The sequence below is a fragment of the Streptomyces fragilis genome (assembly GCF_003112515.1).
GTDB classification, from domain to species: domain Bacteria; phylum Actinomycetota; class Actinomycetes; order Streptomycetales; family Streptomycetaceae; genus Streptomyces; species Streptomyces fragilis.
Genome location: NZ_BEVZ01000002.1, coordinates 993,765 through 1,018,698, shown reverse-complemented (window position 1 = coordinate 1,018,698; position 24,934 = coordinate 993,765). Strand labels below are relative to the sequence as shown.

The following is a 24,934-nucleotide window of genomic DNA, read 5'->3' as shown; positions in this document are numbered from 1 at the left end:
GGCCCGAATCCACGGTTCGCTCAACGTAGCTGCCTCCTCACGCATTTGGCACCTCGAAGCCGAAGGAGTACTCGGATGCCGCGAACGACTTCAACGTCAACAGCTCGGGAGTTCACGGTGTTCTCCTCGTCCGCGAGTCCTGTCGCTCGCACGGTCCGCAAGGTGCTCGCGGAGCGGCACGACGGCCGTCGGACCACGCACGCGGTCCAGCGGGACGTAGCGACCACCGCCCTGGAGACCGTCGCCCTGGTGCTCGACGACGACTCGCCGCTGCCGGACACCGACCAGGACGTGCACGACCTGATGGCCCGCCTCCGCGGCCACGTCGCCGAGCTCGGGGCCGCCGTCGTGGGCGGTGGCCCAGTCCTGGTCCGCGCGCAGCTGCTGAGCACGGCTCCTCCTCCGGCAGGCTTCGTTCCCAGCCGTGTACATCTGCGCCGGCTGGCCGAGGCGGTACGGGAGCTGGCCGAGGTGGCTCGCCGCACGGAGGCGGTCACGCCGGTCGAGCACCGGCCTTGGCGGTTGAGCCGCGACGTGGTGCGCGGGGTCGTCTTCGTCCTCGCGCTGACCGTCCTGATCATCGCCGCCAGTGTTCCGCGGACGTAGCCGCGAGACGCGGGCCCACCGGCCCACGCTGCAGGTTGATCTTCTTCCCGGTACATCCATCGAGACAGGAACTCCTTCGTGCTTCGCTTACCTATCCGCGACGGTCTCGGACCCGCCCGGCTCGAGGCCGTGATCGACCATCCCGACTTCCCCTTGTCCGATCCGGTCCTGGTTCATGACCGGGGCGGATCCCGTGTCGTCCGCGCCCGCCTGGGCGAGCGCCAGGTCGCCGTGAAGTCCGGAACTGCCTGGGGGACGAACCGGTGGGTAGCTCTCGCGCCGGTCAGGGAGGCGCAGGTGCTGCGCGCGCTGGGGCGCTGGGCCGTGGACGGGACGACCGACGCCGGGACCTGGCACGTCCAGGACTGGCACGAGGGGCGCCGCCTCGACGAGGCGCTCACGCCGGACAGCCCGTACGAGGTGGTGCGGGAGTCGGCGTTCCGCGCGGCGGCGGCTCTCGCCGCGCTGCACGAAGCGGGTTGGGTGCACGGTGATCTGCAGCCGGACCACGTCATCCTCACCCCGCCCGGGCAGCCGGACGTGTTGATAGATCTCGCTCTCGCGCAGCCACTGCGGGGCCTGCGCAGACCGCCGGTCGACTTTCCGCATCCGGGTCAGTCCGTGCTGTACGAGCCGCCGGAGATCGCGGCTGCCGTGCTGGCAGGGCGGCGTCCGGTGCCGAGCACGAGCAGCGACGTGTGGTCCCTGGCGGCGTCCTGCGTGATGGCGTTCACGGGACGCACGGTGATCGACATGCCGTGGCCGCGGGAGGACGACATCGCCCGTGTCGAGCAGCGTTCGGCCATCGCCGCCGGGGTTCGGCGTCGGTTCCGGGTTCCCGGGCAGATCGGTGCGGTGCTGGAGGCGGCGCTGAGCCCGGTTCCGTCGCACCGGCCGGCCGCCGCAGAGATGGCGGCGTGGCTGGGCTCCTCGGCCCGCGGTGGGGAGCTGTGCTCATGACGGGCCACTCGGAAGGAGTGAGGGCGGGACGGCCGGTGCTCACTGAGCATGTGGGCGCTCTGACGTCCGCGTTGTGCGAGGAGTTGGCGGAGCTGGGGCAGCGCTGCATCCGCGGGTTCAGTGATGACCGGCCGGTCGACGCGGCTCTGGTGTGGTCGCGGCTGGTGAACGCGCTGACAGGTGAACCTCCGGTTCTCGTGCTGGCGCGGGCGGGGGGTGGGCTGGTCGGCTGGTGTGCGGTGCGCCGGCCGGAGCCGGGCGAAGCCCAGGCACGGCTCTGGGGGCCAGTCGTCTGTCCTTCCGCGCGTCGGTCGGGCCTGGGCAAGCAGTTGCTCGAGCAGGTCGTTTCGGCTGTCCCATGGCCCGTGATGAGCACCGACGTCCCGGAGGACCGGCCGGGCGCCGTCGAGTTCTTCTCCGACGCCGGATGGCATGTGCTGGAGACGGCCACCGTGCTGCACGGCACGCCCACCGGCGACAGGCTGGGCGCAGCCGAGCGGGTGCCGGCCCTGGCGGAGTATGTCGCGGCCGCCGCCCAGCAGTACGGCGGCCACGCCCCTCACTTCGCTGCGGCCACGCTGATGCGCTGGCGGGACGACGCCCGGTTCCGGGAGGAGCACCTGCTCCTCGATCCGCCCACGGGATCGCTGCTGCTAGCTCTGCCCCAACGGGCTGCCGGACGAGGTGAGTTGCTGCTCGCCGAGTTGTGGGCGGCGCCCGAAGCCCGGCAGAGGCTGATCCGGGCGGCGCACGCGGTAGCCGGTCGTGAAGGGCTGAGGAACGTTCGCGCGGTGGTCCGGCGCGACTCCGGTGATTTCGCGGCCTGCAGCATGCGCGTGGTCGGCCGCTGCCACACCTTCGTCCGGCCCGGTGACCACACTCCCGGGCATCTCGACTCGAGTAACGGTGGGAGAGCGTGATGTCTCGTTCCTTGGTCCACACGGTCGACTTCATCTCCGGTGACACGGAGGCCCGGCAGTTGCTGGACGAGCTCGCCGGACGGCTGGAGCACACGCCCGGAGTCCGCGCCGTCCACGGGGATGCGGGCGCGGCATTGTGGTCGTGCTCGTTCGACGGCGGCGGCCTGGGCCGCCTAGAGCTGGCGGCGCCGTCCGACACTGCCGCAGTCGTCGAGCAGACCCACCGTCTGGTGGCGACGTTCTCCTACGGTACGAAGGCCGAGGCCAACGCGTTCTTCGAGACGGTGCGGCAGCTGCCGTTCTCCGTGACGGAGATCGGCAAGGCGGTGGCGGAGCTGCCGCTGACCAGCGGGCTGCCGTCCCGGTGGCCGGACAAGCCGCTGGCCGGGGTGGGCGTGCTGCTGACGATCCACCACATGAGGGACTTCCTCGTGCTCGTCGATTCGCTCCTCGCCCTCGGGGTGGAGGCCGCGCACATGACGGTGATCGACAAGGAGTACCCGTACGCGAACACCCACCGCGTCGACGCGCACCTGGTCGGGCGGCACGGGATCGCGGTGTGGCGCTACAGCGACCTGCTGGCGGGCATCGCCGATCACGTGGGCCGGGTAACGGCGGCCGGGCTGCGCAGCGTGATCATGGACGACGGCGGCTACGTCCTGCCCGCGGTACTGCGTGATCTGCCCAACGCGGCCGGTCACTTCATCGGGCTGGTGGAGCAGACGACGTCCGGGATCCGGAAGCTGGACGGGCTCACGCTGCCGCTTCCGTTGTTCAGTGTCGCCGAGAGCGACATGAAGGGGATGATCGAGTCTTACGGCATCGCGGACGCCTCGGTCCGCAACACGCTGCGTCTGCTGCCGGACGAGAAGTTCGAGGGGCAGCCGGCCCTGGTGCTGGGCTTCGGGAGGATCGGCAGTGAGGTCGCCCGGGTGCTGAAGGCCCGCAGGATGCGGGTTGCGGTGTTCGACGCGGACATCACCCGCCTGGTCGCGGGGCACGAGGAGGGCTTTCTCACCGGTCGGACACTGGATGACCTGGTGGCCGCGCACCGCCCCAAGCTGGTGGTGGGCTGCGCCGGCCGGGGCAGCTTCGGTCTGCGGCAGGCGCGCCTGCTGCCCGAGGGCGCGGTCCTGGTGAGCACCACCAGCCGGGACTACGAGTTCGCTCTGGACGAGCTGCGCGAGGGCAGCGCCGTGGTGGCCGATCGCGGCGTGCTCGGCACGGGCTACGAGCTCGCCGACGGCCCGGGGATCCTCGTCCTCGGGCATGGGATGCCGATCAATTTTCACTACGCCGAGTCCTTGTCGAACCGGTACGTCGATCTGGTCCTCGCCGGCCTGGCGGTCGGCGCGGTGGCACTGGCCGGCGGGGACGAGCGGCTGCGGCCGGGCCACAACCTCGCGGCCACCAACGCGATCCTGGCCGAGTCCGGCATCGTCGACGACTACTACCGCCTCTACGGCCCTCCCGTCGGGGGCGGCCATGGGTGAGCGGATCTTCGCCCTGAACGACCTCACCGGCGTGAGGTCGGTGTGTGGATGCCTCTCCTGCCGTCTCGGCGCCGTGTTCGCCGACCATCTCACCGCCCTGCGCACCGGCTTTCCGGGATCGGTGAGCGTCTTGGGGCACCGCGGCCCGTCGCCGGGGACGACTGCTGTCGCGCACCTGCTCGCCGTGCGCTTGGGCGAGGAGCTGGCGGACGTCGTGGTGTGGGAGGAGATGCGACCCGATCAGCTGGCGGCCTGGCTCCCGCAGCCGGAGGCGCGGGCGCGCGTGGCGCAGCTCGCCGGGCGAATACCGCGCCTGGTGCGGCTGCGGCAGGCGATCCGCTCCGGCACGCTCCGCCCCTCGGGGGCGGCAGGCTCCGCATTGGCCGCCGGCCGTTACCCCTCGTTCCGCTTCCTCGTAGAGCACTGGCCCGAACTGGAGAAAGAGAGCACCCGCATGACCATCATCCCCTCCCCCACGTCCCCGGACTTCGCCACCGTCGGCGGCGCCTACGCCGACTACTCCAGCGGCGGCCGCGGCCGACTGCGGCACGACATCACCGCCCGCCGGGTCCTCGCGGAACTCGGCAACCGGACCGCACGCGTCCTAGACGTCGGGTGCGGCGACGGGGAGATGGTGCTCCGACTGGCGGCGGCCGGACACGAAGTGACCGGCGTGGAGAAGTCCGCGGGCATGCTCGCCACCGCCGCCGAACGCGTCGCAGCCGTCCCGGAACTCGCCAAGCGGGTCACCTTGGCCGAGGGCGACATCTACAGCCTGCCCTTCGACGACGTCTCGTTCGACGCCGTCTGCTGCCACGGCGTCGTGATGTACCTGCCCGACTCTGTAGCCCCGGCCGCCCACCTCGCCCGGCTGGTGGCACCGGGCGGGGTGCTGAGCATTCTGACGAAGAACCAGCTGGCGGTTGGTGTGCGGGAGGCGCTGCGCGGCCAGTACGCCTCCGCCCAGGAGCAGATCGAGACCAGTCAGGCCGCCAGCCAGGGCAACCTCGGCATCACGACGCGTGGCGACACCCCCGCCCACCTGGACGAGCTCGCCCGGGCCAACGGGCTCACCCCTCTGCCCTGGCAGGGCGTGCGGATTTTCCACGATCACCGCGACGGCTGGAAGCCCGAGGAGGACGAGTACCAGGCGGCGCTCGCGGCGGAGTGGGCCGCCTCCACCCGCAGCCCGTACCGCGAGCTCGGACGCCTGGTCCACGCCCTGGCCCGCCGCGAGGCCGTCGCATGAACCAGCGGAAGGCCGCAGGGCCCCTGACCGTCGGACGTCTCGCCCGGGAGCTGGTCTCCCGGGCGGGGCGGCCGATGCCGGCCCTGCGCTGCTACGAATCGCTGACCGCCCTGTGGGTCCGCGTCTGCGACACGGGCCTGCCCGGCGCGGGCCTACTGCAGGTCAAGACCTTACGGACGGCCCGTCGCCTCACGGCCGGTGAGGACACCGTGATCGCCCCGAGCCGGGAGTGTGTCCCGGGCCGGTTGCTGGGCGACGAGTCGCTCGTGCGGATGCCGGCGTCCCTGGCCGTTCAAGGCGTCGAGTGGCAGGACACCACCGCGCTCGCCGAGCGATGGCTGCAGACCAACACCGAGACCAAGCCGGTACTCGTGGCGGGCGTACGCACCGGGGGCGCCTACCTGGCTCCGCTGGTCGCGGCCCAACTCAAGGCAGCGGGAGTCGACACGCTGCTGACGAGCGTCCGGCCCGGCGGCGGTGGGCCGCCGCTCACGACGGGCCGGAACGTGCTGCTGGTGGACGACCCTCCACTCACCGGCCGCACGCTGCTGGCCCTCGCCAAGGAGGTGGCCGGACCTGGCGGCGTCGAGGTCCTGGTGCCCGTCTTCACCGAAGACGATGTACGTCCGCTGCGCGACGCGGGCGTCCAGGTGACCGTGCTGCCGCGCGAGCGGTGGCAGTCCACACGCCGCCTCCAGCCGAACGCGCTGGCCTCCTATATGGACACTTGCGCCGAATGGCTGGGGCCGGAACACCGCACGCCGGCCGTGGTGGGCGTTGTGCCGGGGCGGGAGAACTCCGCCCTGACGCCGTGGCCGGGAGTGCGGCACCGCTCCCCCGCCCGGGCCGTCGTCCGCCTCCGCACCGCCGGCGGTGTCCAGCGGGCGGTCGCGGGCTGGGTGCCACCGGGGATCTTCGGCGACGCCGCACGCGCCACGGCCACGGAGGTGTCCAGCCCTGTTCCGCCGGCCACGCTCGCCGTCGGCCGGGCGCTCGTACTCAGCGAGGAGCTCCGACTGGGCAGCCCGCTCGGGCCTGATCCCGAGCATCACCTGCTGGAGGAGGCCGTCGACTACGTCCTCGCCCGCGCCGAACAACTCCCCGTCGAGACGACCGCCCGCACGCCGATACCCGCGGTGCTCCACACACTCGCTCAGGCCCTCCACGCCGGCACCGCCACGGACACGGCGGCCACGGCCCAGAGGCTGCACCATCTGCTCGCCGCTCACGCCCCGACGCTGCCCGACAACCGGTGCGAGGCGGAGAAGTGGCTGATCGACGACAACGGGCGGCTCCGCAAGACGGGACACCTCACCCACGCCTACCGGCGCGACAACGAACTGCTCACGCCTCTGATCGACCTCGCGGCCCTCAGCGTGGCCTTCGGCCGCGACCTCCAGGACATCGCCGAATCCGTCGAGCGGCGCCTGGGCGGCAAGGCGTGGCACGCGGCGCTCGCCGTGGCTCTCCTGTGTTACGGCATGGCCCGCGGTGAGCAGCTTCCCCGAACCTACAACCCCGAGCGCGCGGCCGAGGCAGCCGTGGAGGCGTTCCGGCTCCAGCGCGGCATGGGCAACGCTGCCGTGCTGCTCCAGAAGGTCCTCCGCTACGGCGAGACCGGTCCCGACTCCGCCGCGCCGAGGGTGGTGAACCGCTGGCAGCGGCCGCCGGATGCCCTGGTGCAGCCCCGGCTGCCCTTCGACGGCGCCCCGGCCGCCGAGGAAGGCACGGGCCTGACGGCGGCGGAGTCGAAGAAGACGGAGAGCGCCGTCGCCACATGGGCCGGCCAGCGATTCCTGCCGGTGCACCGGGGCGACACGCTCCTGCTCGCCCCGCTCGGCTCCCCCGCCCGCTGGCCCGAAGCCGAGACCTCGTTGACTGAGCTCGCCTCGCTTCTGCCTCACCCCCAGCAGCTCTTCTGGTGCGGGGTGCCGGCCGTCCGTCTGCAGGAGGCGCCCTGATGCTGGTCTTCGACTTCGACGGCGTCCTGCACGACTCCCGCCACCGGGCCTGGCGCTGCTACCAGGCCGCGCGGGCAGAAATGGGACTGTGGGACCTTCCCGACCTCGCCGGTCCCGGTGATCTGCCCCTCATCTATCAGGGGGTACTGAGCGCCTCCCTCACCCGGTGGATCGGCTACGAGGTCGCCGAGCGGTTCTGGAAGCGACACGCGGAACTCACCGCGCAGACCGCCGTCGACGAACCGTCCGGCATCATCCCCGACCTGATCGCTCCCCTGACCGAGCTGGCGGCCGGACCCGGGTACGCGGTGGTCACCGGAAGCCACCGCATCACTGTGCGCGCCCTGCTCGGCCGGGATCTTCCCGAGAAGGCGATGCCCCGGCTGCTGCTCTCCCGTGACGAGCCGGGCGGCAAGACCGACAAGCTGTGCGCGCTGCGTGACCGGTACGGGGCGAGCGCGTACGTCGGCGACACCAGCAGCGATGTCCGGCACGCTCGCGCCGCGGGCCTGAAGGCCGTCGCCGTCGCCTACGGTTACGCGGGCCGCGACGACTTGGTCACCTCCGAGCCAGATCATCTGCTGGCCACTCCGGCCGACCTCTCCGCCTGGTGCCGGGCCCAGATCGCTGATGCGGACCCAGTCAGCAGTGGCTCGGCCGACGTTGTCCTGCTCCTGGGGCCGCCCGGGAGCGGGAAGAGCACGCTGGCAGCCGCCTTTGTCGAGGAATGCGGGGCGCAGGTGTTCCGCTTGCGGGAGTTCGCCGAGCGGCAGGCCCGCACGGATCCCGGGGTGGCGCGGGCGATGGCCGGGCGCCGCGATCCGCTGGGGTGGCTGCCGGACGATGTGGCCACCGTGCTCGTCCAGCGTGCCCTGCACCGGCACGCCTCCGGCCACGGCGTGCTGCTGCTCGAGGGATACCCCGGCACTTCCCGTCAGGCCCGCGCTCTGCTGCGGGACCTGTCCGCCACCGGCTGCCGCAGCGTCGCCCTCGAACTGTCCGCTCCCGACCAGGTGTTGCGGCATCGCATCGCGCATCGGGTCGTCTGTCCCCGGTGCGACCCGCAGCGCCGTCGGCCCGCCACCCGTCGGCCTGACCTGCTCCGCTGCTGCGCCGCGTGCGGCGGCGAGTTGGAGCGGCGGATGAACGACGCTCCCGACGTCGCCGCCCAGCGCCTGGTCCGCTACCGGCAGCACGCCGCCCCGATCCGCGCCCTGTGGCAGGAGAGCGGATTCACCTGGCACACCGTCGATGCCGACCAGGAGCAGCCGCTGGTGGTTGCCGCCGCCCTCTCCACCCTCCGTTCACAGTTCGCGCCTCTGTCGAAAGGACGCGCCTGACATGGCCGTTTCCCTGCCGATGCCGTCCGTCGGTCCTCCCGTCGACGCGTACGGGCACGCCCGTATGCCAGCTCCCGCAACTGCCCCGGTGCCGAAGAAGATCGACCGGGTCGAGTACGGCCGGTTCCGGAACGTGTACCTCTACATCACCGAAGCCTGCCAACTCCGCTGCTCAGGCTGTTACATGGGTGAGCGCTTGGAGCGGGCGTTGAAAATGCCGTTCCCTGAGATCGAGTCGACGCTGAAGTTCTGGCGGCAGATGGGCGGCTCGAAGCTGACCATCCTCGGCGGTGAGCCGACGCTCCACCCCCGTTACGAGGACACCATCCGCCTCGCGGGCGATCTCGGCTACGAGCACGTGATCACCACCAGCAACGGGCTTGCCCCGGCGCTGCGCAAGTTCCGGCGCCTGGATCCCGCCGACTTCGCCTACGTGCAGATCAGCGTGGACGGCGGAAGCGCTGGCACCCACGACGCGGTTCGCGGGCCGGGTAGGTTCGAGGAGACCCTGATGACGGTGCGGGAGCTGTGCGAGCGCGGCTTCGACACCCGGATCATCTGCACGGTCAGCAAGCGCAACGAACGCGACTGCCTCAAGCTCCTCGACCTCGCCGACGAGTTCGGTGTGAGCCTGGTCAAGTACCACGTGCTGTCCGTGATCGGCCGTGGCCACGGCAGCCCGGAGGACGGCATGGAGCCCTCGGAGTGGCTGGACTTCACCGACCGCCTCCACGACGCCGCCCAGGGTTACCGGACCCGTGTCTGGTACCAGCCCACCTTCGCCCGCCGAGCGGACATGCCGCGCTTCGAGAAGGAGGGCTACCGCGGGTGCATCGGCCGCACCCTGGACCGCATCTCGGTCTTCCCCGACGGCCGGGCCTACGTGTGTTCCTTCCTGTTCGACACCGACCTCCACTTCGCCCAGATGCGCGACGGACGCCTGAAGCTGAACAAGGGCGCCAACGAGTTTGACCTGTTCGCCGGCGCGCTGACCGGCGGCGGCTGCGGCGACTGCAAGGCCCCCGGCTCGTGCATGGGTGGCTGCCCCGCCGAGGAGATAGTCGACGGCCGCGCCTCCTGCGCCGCCTATCCCGACATCGTTCCCGTGTGCCGCCTGTGGAAGTCCGTCCCCGCCAACTGACCACCGCACAACCCCTGATCGCCCGACCTCGTTGCCCGTTGCCCGGACGCTCACACACCCGAAGGAGAAACACCGTGTCCGACCGCTACAAATCCTGCGTCGACCTCCACCTTGTCCTGCGCGACGATCAGGGCCGCGTCCTGCTCGGCGAACGCCGCAACACCGGCTACATGGACGGCGCCTTCCACTTCATCGCCGGCCACCTGGAGGACGGCGAACCCGCCAGCCGCGGCGTGCTCCGCGAGGCCCTCGAAGAGGCCGGCATCAGCATCGCGCCGGAGGACATCCGGCTCGTTCACGTCATGCACCACTACACCAACAGCGGCCGCATGGCGCTCTTCTACGAGCCCACCCGCTGGAGCGGCGAGATCACCAACCTCGAAGAGGACAAATGCGCCGGATGGCAGTGGTTCGCCACCGACGCCCTGCCCGAGATGATCCCCTACGCCGCCGAAGCGCTCGCCCACATCGACAAGGGCGTCTTCGAGTCCGAGCGGGGCTGGGAACAGCGGTGACCACACCGCGAACATGGTGGGACCTGGCGTCCTTCAGCTACCTGGCGCACGCCCAGGTCCTCCACGTCACCCGCTACCCCGGCGCCAACCAGGGCGCCGAGGTGAATTGGACGGCGTCCTCACTCGCCGCGGACGGGCCGCTCGTGGCCCGCGCCTGTGCCCAGGCCGGGCTGCGCACCGCGCTGGTGGCCAACAGGACCGGCAGCGACCCCACCGGCCGGTGGACGACCAGCGCGCTGAACGCCGCAGGAGTCCACCACCCTGCCGATGGCGTGCACGCGCCCCGGCGCACACCCCAGTTGACCGTGGTCACCGACGACGCCGGCACCCGCACCTGGTTCGCCGACCTCACCCACGCCTACGCCGGCCTCCACCAGGCGGACACCGCTCCCCTGGCCCACGCGCGGCTGGCGTACGTCGACGGCTACACGGTCATCGCCGAGGCCGCAGCCGAGGCGTTGCGCACCGCGAGTGCCGCGGGCACGCCGGTGCTGCTCAACCTGGGCGGTGACCTCGTCCACGCGAAACTCCGCGATGCCGCAAGGCAGGCCCGCCTGCACGTGGTGCAGACGAGCGTGCCCGAGGCGCGGTCACCCGATGCTGTGCAGATCGCGCACGCCCTGCTGGACGACCTCCAGCCGGAGGCCGCCGTGGTCACCATGGGCGCGCTCGGCGCCGTCGCCGTCACCCGAACGGGTCGGCAGCACATGCCCGCCGACCGGGTCGACGTCGTGCACACCCACGGCGCGGGCGCGGCGTTCTCCGCCGAACTCGCAGCCGCTCACCTCCGCGGCGAGGACCTGACCACTGCCCTGCACCGTGCCTGCGCGGCGGGCACCGCCCACTGCGCAGCCAGTCCCTCACCGACCGTTCGAGAAAGGACCGCGTCATGATCGGCTCGCTCACCAGGCCCCTGGCCGACCTCGACTGGAACGACACCCCCACCGTCGAAGCCGCCACCAGCAAGGTCCTCGAAGAGCTCGCGGACAACCGCGACCTGCTGCACACCCTGGCCCACCGGGTGCCCGGCGACAGCAGGCTGAACAACCTGTCGGAGCACTACGACATCCTCGACAAGCTGGTCCTCCACGACGACCCGGCCGGATGGCGCCTGCGCCTGCACGTCTTCCTGCCCGGCTACTACGACCGGCCCCACAACCACCGGTGGACGTACTCCTCGCGGATCCTGCGCGGCAGCTACCGCCACACGCTCTACGGCCTCGACGACATCCTGGACGAGGACATGGACGTCGCCGGTCTCCAGCCGTACATGGTCCGCACCGAGAAGGCCGGCGACTCCTACACGCTGCACCACCGGATGATCCACGCGGCCGTGGCCGAGCCCCACACCGTCACCCTCATCATCCGCGGCCCCGCGCTCAAAGACCGCTTCCTGGTCAGCGACCGCGACACCGGACGCTCCTGGTGGCAGTACGGCGCGGCCAAGGAGGACCCGGCTGAGGCGGAGAAGAAGCGCATGGGCAAGACCCGCATGCAGGAGGTCCTCTCCAACCTCTCTGACTGGGGCCTCATCTGACGCCCCCGCGCCGCCACCGCTGCGGCAACCGGTGTGCTGGTCTCCCTCCGCTCAGGGTGACCAGCACGCCGGTCCGGCTCGTCTCACGTTGCGGACAAATGATTCGAACGTGAGTCGAATGTCGGCGTTTTGGCCACCCGTCGATTCGCGGCGGCTCCCGCGCCGTAAGGGTGCGTGCATCCCGCACCTTCGCCGAACCGCTCAATACCGGGGTGTGCCATTCGTCCGAAAGACGTGTGTTCGAGATTCGGGTCTGTGTCGTTGGACCCGGCATACCGCGCATTCACTCCCGGAGGGGGCTCGTTGACACCGACCGGAGCAACTGCTGACCCGGCCGACCGCAGGCTGGAGACCACCACCACCGTGGGCACGATCTCGAACCCCGAGCCCGCGACGCCGGACAGCGTCCACCTCCGCAAGGCCGTTGAGGCGTACCTCGGCCGCCACCCAGACGAGCGGGAGGCACTCAGCAAACTGCTCGCCGCACTCGGGCGACCCGACGACGGTCCCAGCGGTACGCCCCTGCTTGGCCACGTGACCTGCAGCGCAGCCGTCGTCGACCACGATCTCCGCGTCCTGCACATCGCCCACCGCGGCACCGGCGCGCTACTCGTCCCGGCCGGGCATGTTGAGGCCGCCGACCGCACCCTGCTGACCGCGGCGCTGCGCAAGGTGACGGAGGCGACCGGCATCCCGGCATCCGCACTGTCCCTGACGCCGCAGTTCCTCGGCGCACCAGCCGACATCATTGTGGACGAGAGCGCCGCCCGCCCGGCAAAGGGTGCGCCGGCTCACCGCCACTACGACTTCCGCTTCGTCTTCTACCTCACCCAGGAGCCTCCGCCCGCGGTCGTGCTGCGGGACGAGGAGGTGTCCGGCTGCCGCTGGCTGCCCCTCGGTGAGGTGGCGTCGCCGTCTTTGCGCGCCAAGCTCCTCGGTGCCGGGCTCGACGGGCGGCCGGAGCCGGTGAACGCGTCCGTCCTCATCCATGACGGGGCGGGCCGCTACCTGCTCCACCTGCGCGATCACAGGCCCGGCATCTGGGAACCGGGGGTGTTCGCCCTGCTCGGCGGGGGCCGCAAGCACACCGACCGCACCCTGCGGGAGACGCTGCTGCGCGAGCTGGCCGAGGAGGTCCCAGGGCTCCGCCTGGAGGGCCTGGAACCGTACGCCGTCGAGGAAGCCACCAGCGAGGACGGACTCCGCATCCCGCTCCAGGTCTTCACCGGCCGCTGGCGCGGAAACCCCGACCGTCTCCCCCTGCGGGAAGGCGTCCTGCTGCGCTGGTTCACCCCGGACCAGCTCGAGCGGCTGCGGCTGTCCCCGGGGCTTCAGGACCTGATCCACGAGCACGCCTCCCACAGTGCTACTGCTGGGGAGCCGCCAGCCTCGGCGCCGCCTTGGGACGAAGACGGCACCACTGTCCTGAACGGCGTCGGCGTACACCTCCACCTCGAGGACGACGACGGCCGCGTCCTCCTCGGCCTGCGCCACCCCGCCTCCGCGTACGCGGGGAACACCTGGCACTTCCTGGCAGGGCGGTGCGAACAGGAATCCGCCCTCACCTGTCTGGTGCGCGAGGCATGGGAGGAAGCCGGGCTGGTCATCGATCCGGCGGACGTGGAGCTGGTGCACGTCGTGCACGTCGTCGACTCCCCGGATGGGCAGCCGTTGCTGCAGCTCGTCTTCCGCGCCCACCGCTGGAAGGGCGTCCCCGAGGTCCGCGAGCCCGACAAGTGCCTCGCCTGGGAGTGGTGGCCCCGGCACGAGCTGCCCGACCCGATCGTTCCCTACGCCCGCGAAGCGATCACCGGCATCCTTCAAGGCCGCGCCTACACCGAGCTCGGCTGGGAGGCACGACCGTGACGTCTCCACCCACCGCGCCGGACGTGACCGAAGCGCTCGTATCGCACTACGGGTTCACTCCCGCGTCACTCGGTGAGGGGCCGTCGGGGACGGCGACCCGCAACTACCTGGCCGAGGAAGGCGACGGCCGCCGCTGGTTCGTCAAAACGTACGCCGTCGGAACCGACCTGGCGGCCGAGGAACAGGCCCTCGCCCTGGGTGAGTACGCCCGCCGCGCCGGCGTCCCCGTGCCGGCGGTACGGCCCTCGCTCACCGATGGGCGTCTGATCGCGGCCACCGGCAGCGTCTCGTTGTCCGTGTCGGAATGGGTCGAGGACGCCGAGACCGCCGAGGGCGGACTCTTCGGCGACCGGTGGGCGGCGGTCGGCGCGCTCCTGGGGCGCCTCCACCACACGCTCGCGCATCATCCCGTCGGCCCGCCCCACCTGGTCCCGGCGCGCCAGGTGTGCGACGTGGAACGGGCCGAGCGGCGCCTGTGCCGGCTCCTCTCGCGCTGGACGGCCACGGCGACGGACACCGAGTTCGACCGGTGGGCCCGGCAGACGGCGACCGTCTTCGCCGTCGTCCTGGGTCTGGGAGCCCTGGGCGCGGCCGCCGGCGCCCTCACCGCCCCGGCTCTCGCCCGCCGGTACGGGCCCGGGCCGATGGTGCTCACCGCACTCGCCGTCACCCCGCTCACCCAGCTGCCTCTGCTGCTCGCATCTCCTGGCCTGACCTGACCTGGCAGATCGAGATCGGCACGGCGTTGTTCGTGCAGCTGGCCTGTGCCGCGGCGGTGGGCACCACCCAGCGGTCGATCCGCCAACTCGTCACGCTGACCGGCTTGCAGGCGCGGATGCAGGCCGTGAGCACATGGCTGGCGTCCGCGTCCCGGCCCGTCGGCGCGTTGTTCGCTCAGGAGGACCACGACGGGGAACAGGAGCCCACTCGCTTCGAGTGCTTCTGGATCCCGCTCGAGGCGGCCCACATCCCGCAGTCCGGGCAGGGCGCCCTCCTGGGCCGCCTGTTCGGCTGACAGCCTCTCCCGTCCAGGGTCACGCTCCTGCGCTGCGCCGATCCCCGTCGGATCAGCGCAGCAGCGTGAACACCAGTGCCGCCGTGGAGCCCAGGGCTGTGCCGCAGATCAGCTGGGCCACGGTGTGGGCCTTGAGAACTCGGCGTGACCAGCCCATGACCACAACGAACAGGATCGCCGGGAGGAGCAGGGCCTGGCCGAAGACCAGGAGAAGGATCATCACGGTGCCGCCGGCGACGGCGTTGTGCACGGAGATCTGCCACCAGACGGTGACGATCAGCGCGCTGGCGAGTCCGACGAGCATGGCGATGACGAGGGCGAAGACCTCCTGCGGGGCTTCCAGGACGTGCAGGAGGGCGATCCCGGTGACCACGGACGCCAAGGTGGCCAGGAGCGGCGCTATGCGCTGTCGGCGCACTCGGATGTGCTTGTCCGTGAGTTTCCCTCGCCGTACGCCGAGGTAGATGATCGCCAGAGGGACGATGCCGCAGAAGAAGGCCCCGAGGAGTCCCCAGCCGACACCCGTGAAGCCGCCGGTGCTGTGCCAGCCGATCACCAGAAGCAGTCCGATGACCAGGTGGGCCGGCGCGAACAGGTCGGTGAGCGCCTTGGCCGCCTTCACTCGCGGGGTCGCCTCGGCGTAGGTCGGGGTCGGGGGTGCGACGAAGGTGGTCACGCTTGCTTCTCCATCGTGCGGTGGCCGACGGCCAGGAAGTCGCGGACGAGCCGGGAATGGTACACGTCCGAGAGTTGGGTGAGGGCCGCGATCTCGCTGCGCAGGTCGCGGCCGCCGCCGGCGGGCTGGTGTTCGATCGTGTTGTCGGGCTTGGCGCCGCTGAGCTTGGCCTGGCGGGCCGCGGCGAGCCAGCAGGCTTCGACGGCGATCGCGGCCTGGGTGCCGAAGAGGCCGCGCTCCTCGACGTGCAGTTCCGCCCGGTCGAGGACGTCCAGCGTCGCGTAGGCGCTGAGCGTCAGGGCGGCGTCCCTGATCTCGATGCCTCGCCGGTAGAGGCGAGAGTGCACGTCGCGCGGGTCCAGTCGCTCGGCGAGAGCGCTGCGGGGCGCGTGGAGGCGGACGGACGGGATCGCCTCGGTGAGGTCAAGCCACAGCGGCCGCAGCCGGAGCAGCGCGGCGCGCTTCTTCCTCCACGGGTGCAGCGCGTCGAGGGCGGGCATGCTCGTTCCCACGACGATGAGCACCAGGGCGGACAGCAGGAACACGGTGCACAGGTAGTCGTCGATCGCGCCGGGGAAGACCCCGTTCCCGTGGACGCGGGTCGTGACGGTCGCGGCTCTCATCACCGCGTACAGCACGCCCGAGGCCAGACCGACGCCGACGACCCGAAGGCCCCAGCCCAGCACTCGCCCGCTGGAGTTGTCGCCCCAGCGCCAGCAGACCCTCATGCCCTCCAGGAGCGAGGCGGTGAGGTAGCCGAGGAACAGCAGGGTGTAGACCACGAACACGTAGCTGGCGACGGTGTCCGCGAAGATCAAAGGTGTCTCGTACGGCTGCAGTTCGGCGAAGAAGAGGACCGACATCACCAGAGCGGTGGCGCTCGAGAAGACGATTCTGCGGCGCCGGGCCTTCGGGCCGTCAGGTGATCCGGAGACCTTCCGGAGGAAGGCGAGCAGGGCTCCGGAGGCCAGGATCCCGCCGAAGAGATGCTTCAGCAGATACGAGAGGTCCGTTACCCCGAGCGCCTCGTCCAGCGCCTTGCCGGCGGGCAGGCGCAAGGTCATCATGACGGCCAGACCAAGGAATGCCCACCAGAGGGTTCGGTCCTGTCCTTTCCGCCAGACCTTGAGCGCCCGCCACGCGACCGTGATCCACAACAGGACGACGACGACCAGTCCCGCGAATCGCATCATGCGCTCTCACCGAGCAATCCTGCGGCAAGGCGCTCGAGTTCCGGATTCCGGCTTCTCTGGCGCGGTGTCAACTTCGCCAGCCTGGCTATTCTGTTGGCCAACTGCTCGGCCTCGCGCTCTTGCGGGCTGCTGAAGTTGGCCCGCCCCAGCACGCTCCGAACGGTCTCGGGCGGGAGGGCGACGAACAGGTGACTCAGGTCGGCCCTGGGAGCGTCTTCGTTGGTGGAGGTGTGCCCGAGGAGCATGTGGCTGATCTCGTGCAGGGCGATGTGATCCCGGTGGAGCGGCGAGGTCGACGCCTCGATGAAGACGTAGTCGGTGGTGTCCAGCTCCACCCAGACTCCGCAGAGTTCACCGTCGGCCCCGTTGACTCCGTGCACTTCCTCGATGACGAGGGAGCGGCCGCGATGGGCCGACACGGCCGCGCAGAGTTTGCTCAGGTCGAACGGCCGGGGGATGTCGAGGCCCAGCAAGGGGTCGGCCTGCGTGTTCCGTCTCGGCCGGAACCGTGGCGATGTCTCTATGCGTCGCCGGGAGCGCAACACTTCCTCCATGATCTTCAACCCGCACGCGTGCGGGCGCTCACTTGGGCCCCCCGGCGCGCACTTTATGTGACCGCTCGTTGAAGACTCCACAGAGCTCTGTCGCGATCCATGAAGATGGAGACTCTGCGTACATGAGTTCGCTACGGAGTGCTACCGGCTATTTCGCGCACCGGGCAACCGTGAACAACCCGCCTGGCACCGGAGGTCACACACTCCGAAGGTGAGTGAGGATTCTCACGACGGTGGGGACTGGTCGCTCACGTTCAGCCCTTCGAGCTCTCGGGCTCGTTCGATGAACGCCTGCACAGTGCGGAGGGTCTCCGGGGAGAGGCCGGCCGCGCGGAGGGCGACTGAGCGGACCTGGTTGTCGCGCATCGACTCCAGGAGGGTGACCTCGGCTTGGACCCGCTCCCCCTCCTCGTCGTCGAAGAAGTAGGCCGGCGGTACGCCGAAGAAGTCCGCGATGGCCTTCAGGTACTTGATCCCCGGGTTGTCGCGCCGCCCGGTGCGCAGCTGGTGCAGGAAGCTGGCGGACATGCGCGGCCCGCCTCGCTCCTCCACGCCGCGAGCCACCTCGCGCAGAGAGTACGGCCCCCGACCTTCGGGGTGTATCACGCGGAACAGCCGGTCGATCTTCTCCGCCAGCGCACCCGGCCCCCCGTCGAGCCCCTCGCCCATCACCCTCACCTCGCTTCTTCCATCGGAGACACGCACCTCATCAAACCATCGCCGTCAACAGGTGCATACAGAACCCCTGCTTGACGACTCAGAGTTGACAGGTGTTGACAGAAACAGCAAGGAGCCGCATACGATCTTGTCGGCCCGTCAACAGGTGTAAACACGCCCGGCTCGGAGGTTATGCCTTGAGCGCGACGCCTCATGCGGACATAAACAGTGAAACGCCACTAAGCGGAATCTGCTGGAGGGTTTGAGAATCAAGTCTGGATCTTGACGCAGAGCTCCGCGTATGTTCGTCGGCCCCGGGCGCAGCGTCCGGGCGGACTGATCATCGGGAGTCTCATGCACGCACGCGCGGCCTTGTAGGCCCTCACGCGGCGGCGGTGTCCGAGGAGCGGGAACTCCTCGGACACCTCGCCTGACGGCAATACCGCCCCGGGAAGGGCGGACATCGCCTCCATCACCACGCTGAACCTCTTGGCAGGGGCGTCTCAGCGTGGCCACAGCAAAGGGGATTGTGGCATGCCCTCTGCCCTGTCCGAAAGCCTCGACGGCTTCCACCGGCCGCCGAGCCGCGCCTCCCGTCAGCCGGCGGGGGGCCGCCGATGAGCGCCGAAGCCCGCGAGTGGGTGTGGGAGCACAGCTCCAGCCGAGGGCTGGCCCGGCTGATCCTGCTGTCGATCGCCGACCGGGTGCCCGACGACCAGTGCGTCGCCTGGGCGTCCGTAGCCAGTCTCGTCGAGCGGACCCGTGCGTCGCGGTCCTCGGTGCGCGCCGCGCTCGCGAAGCTCGTCGGCGGCGACGAGCTCGAGCACCGCGAGGAACTCGTCGGCCCCCAGCGCACCGCTGTCTACCGACTGCCGCGCGCGGCGGCGTACATCGCCGAGGTCCGGGCCTGGGAGCTGGAGCCGGACGGCGAGCCGCCAGCCCACTCACCCTTCGACCCGGCCCCTGAGCTCAGAGTCGAGGCCCTGAGACGGTACGGAATCCGGCCAGTCGAAGAGCCTGTCACCGGCCCGTCCGCGCCCACCGGCGGGCCGCTCATCAGCCCCTTCGGCTTCGTCGGGGGGCCGGTAACCGGCCCCTCCGGAGCCGTTGATGGGTCGGTAACCGGCCCTTCCGGACAGGTCGCGCGGGGGTCGGTCACCGGCCCCTCGGGCCGAAAACCAGCCCCCCGACGGGCCGGTAACCGGCCCCTCGAGGGATCGGCTACAGGCCCCCAGAACCGTAGTGAACCGAAGGTGAACCGTAAGGACAGCAGTGTGGGCACCGCCGCTGTCACCCCGGCCGCCGACTGGCAGGTCGACCCGGCCACCCACACCTGGGCCCTTCAGAACGGTCACGTCGAACGGCTCGGCGAGGACGGCCTGCGCGCCGCCGACGCCAAGTGGCGTGCCCACCGCTCCACCCACCCACCGCGCCCCGCGGCGGCCTGGGCGGCCGACTGGCGGTCCTGGATCGCCCGTGAACACTCCCCCAGCCCGTTCGGCCCGCCGACCTCGTCCCACCAGGGACGCGGCACTCCGCCCGTCGTCGGCAAGCGCATGACCCGCGCCCAGGCGCACACCGCCGCCCTGCTCGCCGCTCTCGAGAAGTCGAACCGGAAGGGAGCCACCCCGTGACCCCGCATGAGATCGGCGCTCTGCTCGCCTACATCGGCCGCCTCGACCCGCGTCTGGTCCGCACCGACGAGGACGAGGCCGGCGACCAGATCGATCAGTGGCACGAGCTCCTCGATGAGGTGCCCATGACCGCACACGGCTGGGACGCCCGGGTCGTCGCCCGCGCCCACATTCTCGACTCGCCGTACGCGATCATGCCGGTGGACATCGCCCGCCGGTGGCGTGCCTACCAGCGCGACCGTCTTCAGCGGCACACGGATCCCACCCCCACCGCCGACCCGGACGACCAGGCCGCCTGGCAGGCGGAACTGGCGGCCACCCGGCAGGCTGTCGCCTCCGGCACGGTGGAGCCCACGGCTCACCGGCAGCTCGTCAGCGGCCGCACGCACCCGGACCTCGAGGCGCGGCTGAAGGAGATCGGGTCGTGCATACCGCCCGCCGTGCGCGCCGAGCTGGCGCCGTACCGGCCGGCGAGAGCCGCGCGCGAGGCAGCCGTCGCTCAGGGCTGGCCGGACCCGCTCGGGGTGCGCTGCACCTGGTGCCGGGCCCAGCCGGGTGAGCCGTGCCGTCGACGCAGGGTCGGCCCCGACGGTCGTTCCCGCGGCCACGCGATCCGCGCCGTTCCCCACCCGGGGCGTATCGATCTCGCCTCGGAGCAGGCAGGGCAGCCCTCCACGCCTGCGACCGCCTGACCCACCCCCTCCCCCATCGTCTTCCGGCCGTGGCGTCGCGCCACCTGGGCGCCACGGCCCTCGGAACTTCCGCCCGTCATCGTCGGCCTCGACCCGGCAGACGCCCTGCGGGAAGAACACGCGAGCCAACCCCATGCGAGTCATCACCACCTACACCTCACCCACCACCGGCCTGCGCGCCCTCGGCGACACCAGCTGGCACAGACGCGCCGCCTGCCGAGACCTGCACCCCGAGGACGCCGACGAACTCTTCTTCCCCTTGCCCCGCGACCACGACGCGATCGCCGAGGCCAAGGCCCTGTGCGCCTCGTGCCCGGTCCGTCGGGACTGCCTGAACTCCGCTCTCGAGAACGGCGACAAGGACGGAATCTGGGGCGGCCTGACCGAGTCCGACCGGCGGCCCTGGCACGACGGGCTGCCCCAGCGGCTGGACTACCAGCGCGTCCTGGCCGTATTCAACGGCCGCCACGTCCACCTCACGGCGAAGGAGCGGGACGTCGTCATCAGCCACGCCTACGTCCGCGGCTGGAGGGCGGACCGGCTCGCCGTCGCCCTCCAGGTCAGCCAGCACCACGCCCGGGACCTCCTCACCCAGGCCGCCTACAAGATCGCCCACCGGGACCGCACCCTCGGTGTGCCGCCTCAGCCGAAGAAACGGCGCACCAAGCGACCGCAACGGCCCCAGCCGCCGGCCACGACCCCGCCGGTCGCCGAACAGCGCGGCTCCCGTCCAGCCCAGCCCCAGTCCGTGCCGGTGCCGCCGGCCAGGCACGGCGCGTTCGGAAAGGTCGCATGACACCCCTCGCCCTTCCCTTCGACGTCGGCCTGGACCTGTCCACGCTGCTCACCGTCGGCGTCCCCACCGCCGCGGCGGCGCTCGGCCTGACCGGTTGGGCGCTGCTGCGGCGGCGCAAGGCCGGCCCGCCGCCGGCGTCGTCGTCGAGCAGCCTGGCGGTCAAGATGGCCGCGCTGGCCGCGCTCGGCTGCACCGCCTACAGCGCGGACACCAGCTGGAGGTTCGCCGAGGACTACCTCAACATCGCCGGCACCGCCGAGCGGGTGGCCATGTTCGCCTCCGCGGAACTCGCCCTCTTCGCCACCGCGCTGATGGCGAGGCAGAACATGACCACCCAGGGCGCGCCAGGTGTGCCGGGAACGCTGGTGTGGATCATCACCAGCGTGCAGGTCATTCCGGCGTACGCCGAGAGCGGCCTGGTCGGTGGAACCGTTCGGGCGTTCGTCGGGCCGGTGATGGCGGCGACGCTGTGGCACCTGGCCATGGGTATCGAGCTGCGCCTGAAGTCTCCCGGCACCGCCTCCCGTAGCCTGCTCGCCACCCTCGGCCGGGAGGCACGTGAGCGGCTCCTGTCCCGCCTCGGCATCGCCGTGCGCGACCGCGACGCCGCCCAGATCACCCGCGATCGCGCCACCCAGCGGGCCGTCGCCCTCGCCACGCGACTCGCCGAGCTGAGCCCGGAGCAGCGAGCGAGACGCCGGGGCCGACGGCTGACGCGACGCCTGTCCAAGGCGATCGGCCAAGCCGCCGTCGGGACCGATGCCGTCCAGCGCGCTCAGCTCCTGGAGCAGCTCGCCGCCCGCCGGCACGCCCTCGCCCTGGCTACCGTGCCACTTCCCTCACCGTGGTCACCGGAACGCGACATGACGGGACCGGTCCCCTCGACGCCGACGGGGACCGTCCCCGTGGAGCAGCCGGTCCCCCGCCTCGGTCCCCACCCGTACGCGGTCCCCGGCGGGGACCGGTCCCCCGCGATCGAGGCACCTGGGCGAGGGCTGGGAGAGGGAACCGAGTCACCCGACGGGCGCATCAGCGACCGGGGATCGGCAGCGGTTGAGGCGGCCAGGGACCGGGGACTGAGCGGGACCGACCGGGGGACCGACACCACCGGGGACCGGGGACCGACCAACACCAACCCGGGGACCGACACCACCAGGGACCGGGGACCGGTTCCCCTGCGCAGGAAGCCAAACGCCAGGTCCAAGGACAGCAGCCGCAGCAACGGTCGGTCCCGCGCGGCACGCGGGCAGCGTCCGTCCCCAGAGGTGATGGCGTCCGTGGAAGAACTCACCGAACAGGTACGGCCGCATGTGCAGGAGCTGCTCGAGCGGGACGGCAACGAGGCGATCACCCGGGTCCAGCTGCGGGAGATCCTCCGCCGCGAGGGCCTCTCCGGCGGACGGAACGACCGGTTGGGCCTCGTACTCCAGGAACTGCGCAAGCCAACGGCCGGCAGCACGACAACGAGGAGGAGCGCCCGATGAAGACCTGCCCTCGCTTCACGAGGATCCGGGCGGGATTCGAGCGGGAGATCGCCTACCTGAGCGCCCACTCCCAGCGCCACACCGACAGCCCGGCGGCCAAAACCAGCGCCAAGCAGGCCCTGAGCCTGAAGCAACGGATGTCCCGGGCCCTGTGCCGACACGTCGAGCACTGCCTCGAGTGCGGCTGACCGTCAAGTCCGCCCCGTCAATTCAACCGCATCGCCCCGGTGGCCCGGCCCACCGCCCGATCACCGGGGCCCGACCCGCATCAACCGAAGGAGACCCAACACCGTGACGGCCCCGAACAACACCAGCGACACGCCGGACCGCCAGCCGAACAGCGACTCGGTCTCGGCGCGAGCAAGTTGGGGCGAAAGCATAGCTTCCGCCGACCTCGCCCCTTCAGGGGACGAGGAGGACCCGCACCGGGGGGCACGGGTCAAGGGCGCTTCGACCGAGGGCGGACCGAAGCACCAGCAGGAGGAGTTATCCGAGCGGCGCGGCGCAAACCATCGCACGCGCGTCAGACAGCGCCCGCGGCAACCCTCGGAGAAGAAACGCTTGCGCCAGCCGGCGGCCCGCTTCAACGAGGACGAATACACGCTGCTCCAAGCTGCCGCTGCCCGCTGCCAGCTCTCTGTCGCCGGCTTCCTCGCCCGCTCGGCTCTCGCCGCCGCCCGAGACCTCGATCGCACCGCCGCCCGGATAGCCGACGAGCGAGACGTGATCACTGCACTGTTCGAAAGCCGCCGTCGACTCGGCTGGGCCGGTAACAACCTCAACCAGGCAATGAAGGCCGTCAACTCCGGTATCGAGGCCCCACAGCTCGAAGCGGCCGTCGCCGCCGTCCGGCGCGCCGCCGACACCGTACACGAAGCGGCGACAGCCCTGATCGCTCATAACCGCTCGTGATTCCCAGCGTCCACAAGCCCGGCTCTCGCACCATCGGCCTCCTCTACTACCTGTACGGGCCCGGCAAGCGGGAAGAGCACATCGACCCCCACCTCGTCGCCTCGTTCGACGGAATGGCCCCCGACCCCGGCCGAGATGCGAGCGCCACCCTGCAGGACCTTCAATGCCTCCTCGACCAGCCCGTCCTGGCTCTCGCGAAGCACGCCCGACCGGCCAAGCACGTATGGCACACGTCGGTGCGCGCAACGGCGGACGACAGGATCCTCTCCGACGACGAGTGGGGCGACATCGCCCGCCGCATCGTGGCCGCCACCGGCATCGACCCCGGGGGCGGCCGGCCGGGCTGCAGGTGGGCGGCCGTTCGCCATGCCGACGACCACATCCACATCGTCGCCACGCTGGTGTGTGAGGACGGCAGCCGCCCGGACGACTTCCGGTCGGGCAAGCGCGCGCAGGCCGAGTGCCGCCTCATCGAGAAGGAACTCGGCCTGCACCAGGTCGCCGTCGGCGACGGCACCGCCGCGCAGCGCCCTACCAGCGCGGAGCGGCACAAGGCGCGACGTCTGGGCCACGAGCGGACCGCACGCGAGGAGTTGCGTGAGACGGTCCGCCGGGCCGTGGCCGGCACCGTCACCGAGGGGGAGTTCTTCGACCGCCTCTCCGCGGCCGGGCTGCTGATTCGCAAGCGCGTGGCGCCCTCCGGTGACCTCCTCGGATACAAGGTCGCCCTTCCCGACGACCGCAACGCCGAAGGAGAACCCGTCTTCTACCCGGGCGCCCGCCTGGCACCGGACCTCTCCCTGCCCCGTCTGCGGGAACGCTGGACCGGAAGCGCCGCTCCCACGGACTCGGCCGAGGAAGCCGCTACAAGACCGGTGAACGCCTCCGCCGCTCCGGCCACGGCACGGCGCGAGACCGCCTCCGCCGCATGGCAGGCCCTGCTCGTCCTGGAGAGCGCCGACGACTCCGTGGCCGCCGCGCACATCTCCGCGACCGGAGAGGTCCTTGACGCCTTGGCCGCCTCTTCGGCTGCCCACACCCGCCGTCAACTGCGCGAGACCGCCTGGGCGTTCGAGCGAGCCTCCAGATCCCACGTGCGCGCCGCGCGCGGCTACGACCGGGCCCTGCGGCAGGCAGCCTGGGACCTCGTGCAGAGTGGTTCCGCACTGGGCCGCGGAGAGGACGGTGCCGCGACCGCCATGGCCATCGACATGCTGTTCTTCCTCGTCACCGCCGCCGCGCACTGGCACGCCAAGAGGAACCACGCTCAGCAGGCCGCAGCCGCCCGCCAGGCGGCCGAACACCTCCGCGCCGCCTACCGCTCCGCCGCCGCGCTCCCGCTCGCCGCGCACCGCCAGCGAGGCCGCCACCTCGGCCGCACCGTCCTGCGACGCCAGGCTCTGGTGATACGCGCCGTGCTGCCGGAGAGCGCCGACCGCATCCTGGCCGAGCCCGGCTGGTACGCCCTCGCCGCCACACTCGCCGACGCGGAGAGCGCCGGCCACTCCCCCGGCCAACTCCTCACCGACGCCGCGCGCCGGCGTGAACTCGACAGCGCGGACTCCCTCAGCGACGTCCTCGTATGGCGCCTGCGCAGGAGCGCGCAACTTCCCGCCGACGCGCCTCCCCCGGCCTGGAAGGTCACGCCCACCCGGAACGGCGCACACCAGCCGCGTCGCGCCCAAGGCCAGAACCATCGCCTGGGCCACTGATCAAGAGCGACGTGACAGCAC

General features: G+C 71.2%; 25 protein-coding genes. 21 read left to right on the top strand and 4 right to left on the bottom strand.

Features of this window, described 5'->3' with window-relative positions:
- The first annotated feature begins 75 nt into the window (after positions 1-75).
- The 14 genes from Sfr03f_RS06445 to Sfr03f_RS31070 all read left to right on the top strand — a co-directional run bounded on the left by Sfr03f_RS06445 (position 76) and on the right by Sfr03f_RS31070 (position 14,603).
- Positions 76-606, top strand: a complete 531-nt coding sequence (locus tag Sfr03f_RS06445; RefSeq protein ID WP_245967425.1) for a DUF6415 family natural product biosynthesis protein — start codon at positions 76-78, stop codon at positions 604-606.
- Between the two features lie 78 nt (positions 607-684).
- Positions 685-1,566, top strand: coding sequence for a phosphotransferase (locus Sfr03f_RS06440; RefSeq protein WP_159105566.1), 882 nt, complete (start codon positions 685-687; stop codon positions 1,564-1,566).
- A gap of 35 nt (positions 1,567-1,601) precedes the next feature.
- The gene (locus Sfr03f_RS06435; RefSeq protein ID WP_159105565.1) at positions 1,602-2,486 is read left to right on the top strand and encodes a GNAT family N-acetyltransferase; all 885 of its coding nucleotides are present in this window, start codon (positions 1,602-1,604) and stop codon (positions 2,484-2,486) included.
- Complete coding sequence (locus tag Sfr03f_RS06430; RefSeq protein WP_159105564.1) at positions 2,486-3,979, top strand: Rossmann-fold NAD(P)-binding domain-containing protein; 1,494 nt, start codon at positions 2,486-2,488, stop codon at positions 3,977-3,979. Before Sfr03f_RS06435 ends, Sfr03f_RS06430 begins: the two co-directional genes overlap by 1 nt.
- A complete protein-coding gene (locus tag Sfr03f_RS31080) occupies positions 3,972-5,228 on the top strand; it encodes a class I SAM-dependent methyltransferase (protein ID WP_245967424.1) in 1,257 nt (418 codons plus the stop codon). The genes Sfr03f_RS06430 and Sfr03f_RS31080 overlap by 8 nt, the downstream gene beginning before the upstream one ends.
- Positions 5,225-7,189 carry a phosphoribosyltransferase gene (locus Sfr03f_RS06420; protein ID WP_108952696.1) on the top strand — a complete coding sequence of 655 codons (1,965 nt, stop codon included), beginning with the start codon at positions 5,225-5,227 and terminating at the stop codon, positions 7,187-7,189. Before Sfr03f_RS31080 ends, Sfr03f_RS06420 begins: the two co-directional genes overlap by 4 nt.
- Positions 7,189-8,529 (top strand): nucleoside monophosphate kinase, encoded by a 1,341-nt coding sequence (locus Sfr03f_RS06415; protein ID WP_108952695.1) that lies wholly within the window; start codon positions 7,189-7,191, stop codon positions 8,527-8,529. The genes Sfr03f_RS06420 and Sfr03f_RS06415 overlap by 1 nt, the downstream gene beginning before the upstream one ends.
- Position 8,530: 1 nt before the next feature.
- A complete protein-coding gene (locus Sfr03f_RS06410; RefSeq protein ID WP_108952694.1) occupies positions 8,531-9,670 on the top strand; it encodes a radical SAM/SPASM domain-containing protein in 1,140 nt (379 codons plus the stop codon).
- Between the two features lie 74 nt (positions 9,671-9,744).
- A complete protein-coding gene (locus tag Sfr03f_RS06405; protein WP_108952693.1) occupies positions 9,745-10,185 on the top strand; it encodes an NUDIX hydrolase in 441 nt (146 codons plus the stop codon).
- Complete coding sequence (locus Sfr03f_RS06400) at positions 10,182-11,078, top strand: carbohydrate kinase family protein (protein ID WP_159105563.1); 897 nt, start codon at positions 10,182-10,184, stop codon at positions 11,076-11,078. Before Sfr03f_RS06405 ends, Sfr03f_RS06400 begins: the two co-directional genes overlap by 4 nt.
- The gene (locus Sfr03f_RS06395) at positions 11,075-11,722 is read left to right on the top strand and encodes a hypothetical protein (protein ID WP_108952691.1); all 648 of its coding nucleotides are present in this window, start codon (positions 11,075-11,077) and stop codon (positions 11,720-11,722) included. Before Sfr03f_RS06400 ends, Sfr03f_RS06395 begins: the two co-directional genes overlap by 4 nt.
- Positions 11,723-12,025: 303 nt before the next feature.
- Complete coding sequence (locus tag Sfr03f_RS06390; protein WP_290429283.1) at positions 12,026-13,588, top strand: NUDIX hydrolase; 1,563 nt, start codon at positions 12,026-12,028, stop codon at positions 13,586-13,588.
- Positions 13,585-14,307 carry a phosphotransferase gene (locus Sfr03f_RS31075; protein ID WP_170145020.1) on the top strand — a complete coding sequence of 241 codons (723 nt, stop codon included), beginning with the start codon at positions 13,585-13,587 and terminating at the stop codon, positions 14,305-14,307. Before Sfr03f_RS06390 ends, Sfr03f_RS31075 begins: the two co-directional genes overlap by 4 nt.
- Before the next feature lie 32 nt (positions 14,308-14,339).
- Positions 14,340-14,603 (top strand): NUDIX hydrolase, encoded by a 264-nt coding sequence (locus Sfr03f_RS31070; protein ID WP_245967423.1) that lies wholly within the window; start codon positions 14,340-14,342, stop codon positions 14,601-14,603.
- A 52-nt stretch (positions 14,604-14,655) separates the two neighbouring features.
- On the opposite strand, the gene Sfr03f_RS06380 is transcribed toward Sfr03f_RS31070, so the two are convergent.
- From Sfr03f_RS06380 to Sfr03f_RS06365, 4 genes are all read right to left on the bottom strand, one after another.
- On the bottom strand, positions 14,656-15,279 hold the full coding sequence (locus Sfr03f_RS06380) for a hypothetical protein (RefSeq protein ID WP_108952690.1): 624 nt from the start codon (positions 15,277-15,279) through the stop codon (positions 14,656-14,658).
- Positions 15,276-16,472 carry an MAB_1171c family putative transporter gene (locus Sfr03f_RS06375; protein WP_159105562.1) on the bottom strand — a complete coding sequence of 399 codons (1,197 nt, stop codon included), beginning with the start codon at positions 16,470-16,472 and terminating at the stop codon, positions 15,276-15,278. Before Sfr03f_RS06375 ends, Sfr03f_RS06380 begins: the two co-directional genes overlap by 4 nt.
- Positions 16,469-17,035 (bottom strand): hypothetical protein, encoded by a 567-nt coding sequence (locus Sfr03f_RS06370; protein ID WP_159105561.1) that lies wholly within the window; start codon positions 17,033-17,035, stop codon positions 16,469-16,471. The genes Sfr03f_RS06375 and Sfr03f_RS06370 overlap by 4 nt, the downstream gene beginning before the upstream one ends.
- Positions 17,036-17,251: 216 nt before the next feature.
- The gene (locus Sfr03f_RS06365; RefSeq protein WP_308216745.1) at positions 17,252-17,554 is read right to left on the bottom strand and encodes a helix-turn-helix domain-containing protein; all 303 of its coding nucleotides are present in this window, start codon (positions 17,552-17,554) and stop codon (positions 17,252-17,254) included.
- Between the two features lie 746 nt (positions 17,555-18,300).
- Between Sfr03f_RS06365 and Sfr03f_RS06360 the strand changes: the two genes are divergently transcribed.
- The 7 genes from Sfr03f_RS06360 to Sfr03f_RS06330 all read left to right on the top strand — a co-directional run bounded on the left by Sfr03f_RS06360 (position 18,301) and on the right by Sfr03f_RS06330 (position 24,913).
- A complete protein-coding gene (locus Sfr03f_RS06360; RefSeq protein WP_108952687.1) occupies positions 18,301-19,317 on the top strand; it encodes a helix-turn-helix domain-containing protein in 1,017 nt (338 codons plus the stop codon).
- The gene (locus Sfr03f_RS06355) at positions 19,314-20,009 is read left to right on the top strand and encodes a zinc finger domain-containing protein (RefSeq protein WP_108952686.1); all 696 of its coding nucleotides are present in this window, start codon (positions 19,314-19,316) and stop codon (positions 20,007-20,009) included. The genes Sfr03f_RS06360 and Sfr03f_RS06355 overlap by 4 nt, the downstream gene beginning before the upstream one ends.
- 133 nt (positions 20,010-20,142) lie before the next feature.
- On the top strand, positions 20,143-20,805 hold the full coding sequence (locus Sfr03f_RS06350; RefSeq protein ID WP_108952685.1) for a WhiB family transcriptional regulator: 663 nt from the start codon (positions 20,143-20,145) through the stop codon (positions 20,803-20,805).
- Complete coding sequence (locus Sfr03f_RS06345; RefSeq protein ID WP_108952684.1) at positions 20,802-22,289, top strand: hypothetical protein; 1,488 nt, start codon at positions 20,802-20,804, stop codon at positions 22,287-22,289. The genes Sfr03f_RS06350 and Sfr03f_RS06345 overlap by 4 nt, the downstream gene beginning before the upstream one ends.
- Positions 22,286-22,477: a hypothetical protein gene (locus Sfr03f_RS06340; RefSeq protein ID WP_108952683.1), complete on the top strand. Its 192-nt coding sequence runs from the start codon at positions 22,286-22,288 to the stop codon at positions 22,475-22,477. The genes Sfr03f_RS06345 and Sfr03f_RS06340 overlap by 4 nt, the downstream gene beginning before the upstream one ends.
- A gap of 103 nt (positions 22,478-22,580) precedes the next feature.
- Complete coding sequence (locus Sfr03f_RS31065) at positions 22,581-23,201, top strand: plasmid mobilization protein (protein WP_245967422.1); 621 nt, start codon at positions 22,581-22,583, stop codon at positions 23,199-23,201.
- Positions 23,198-24,913, top strand: a complete 1,716-nt coding sequence (locus tag Sfr03f_RS06330) for a relaxase/mobilization nuclease domain-containing protein (RefSeq protein WP_108952682.1) — start codon at positions 23,198-23,200, stop codon at positions 24,911-24,913. The genes Sfr03f_RS31065 and Sfr03f_RS06330 overlap by 4 nt, the downstream gene beginning before the upstream one ends.
- The last annotated feature ends 21 nt before the right edge of the window (positions 24,914-24,934 follow it).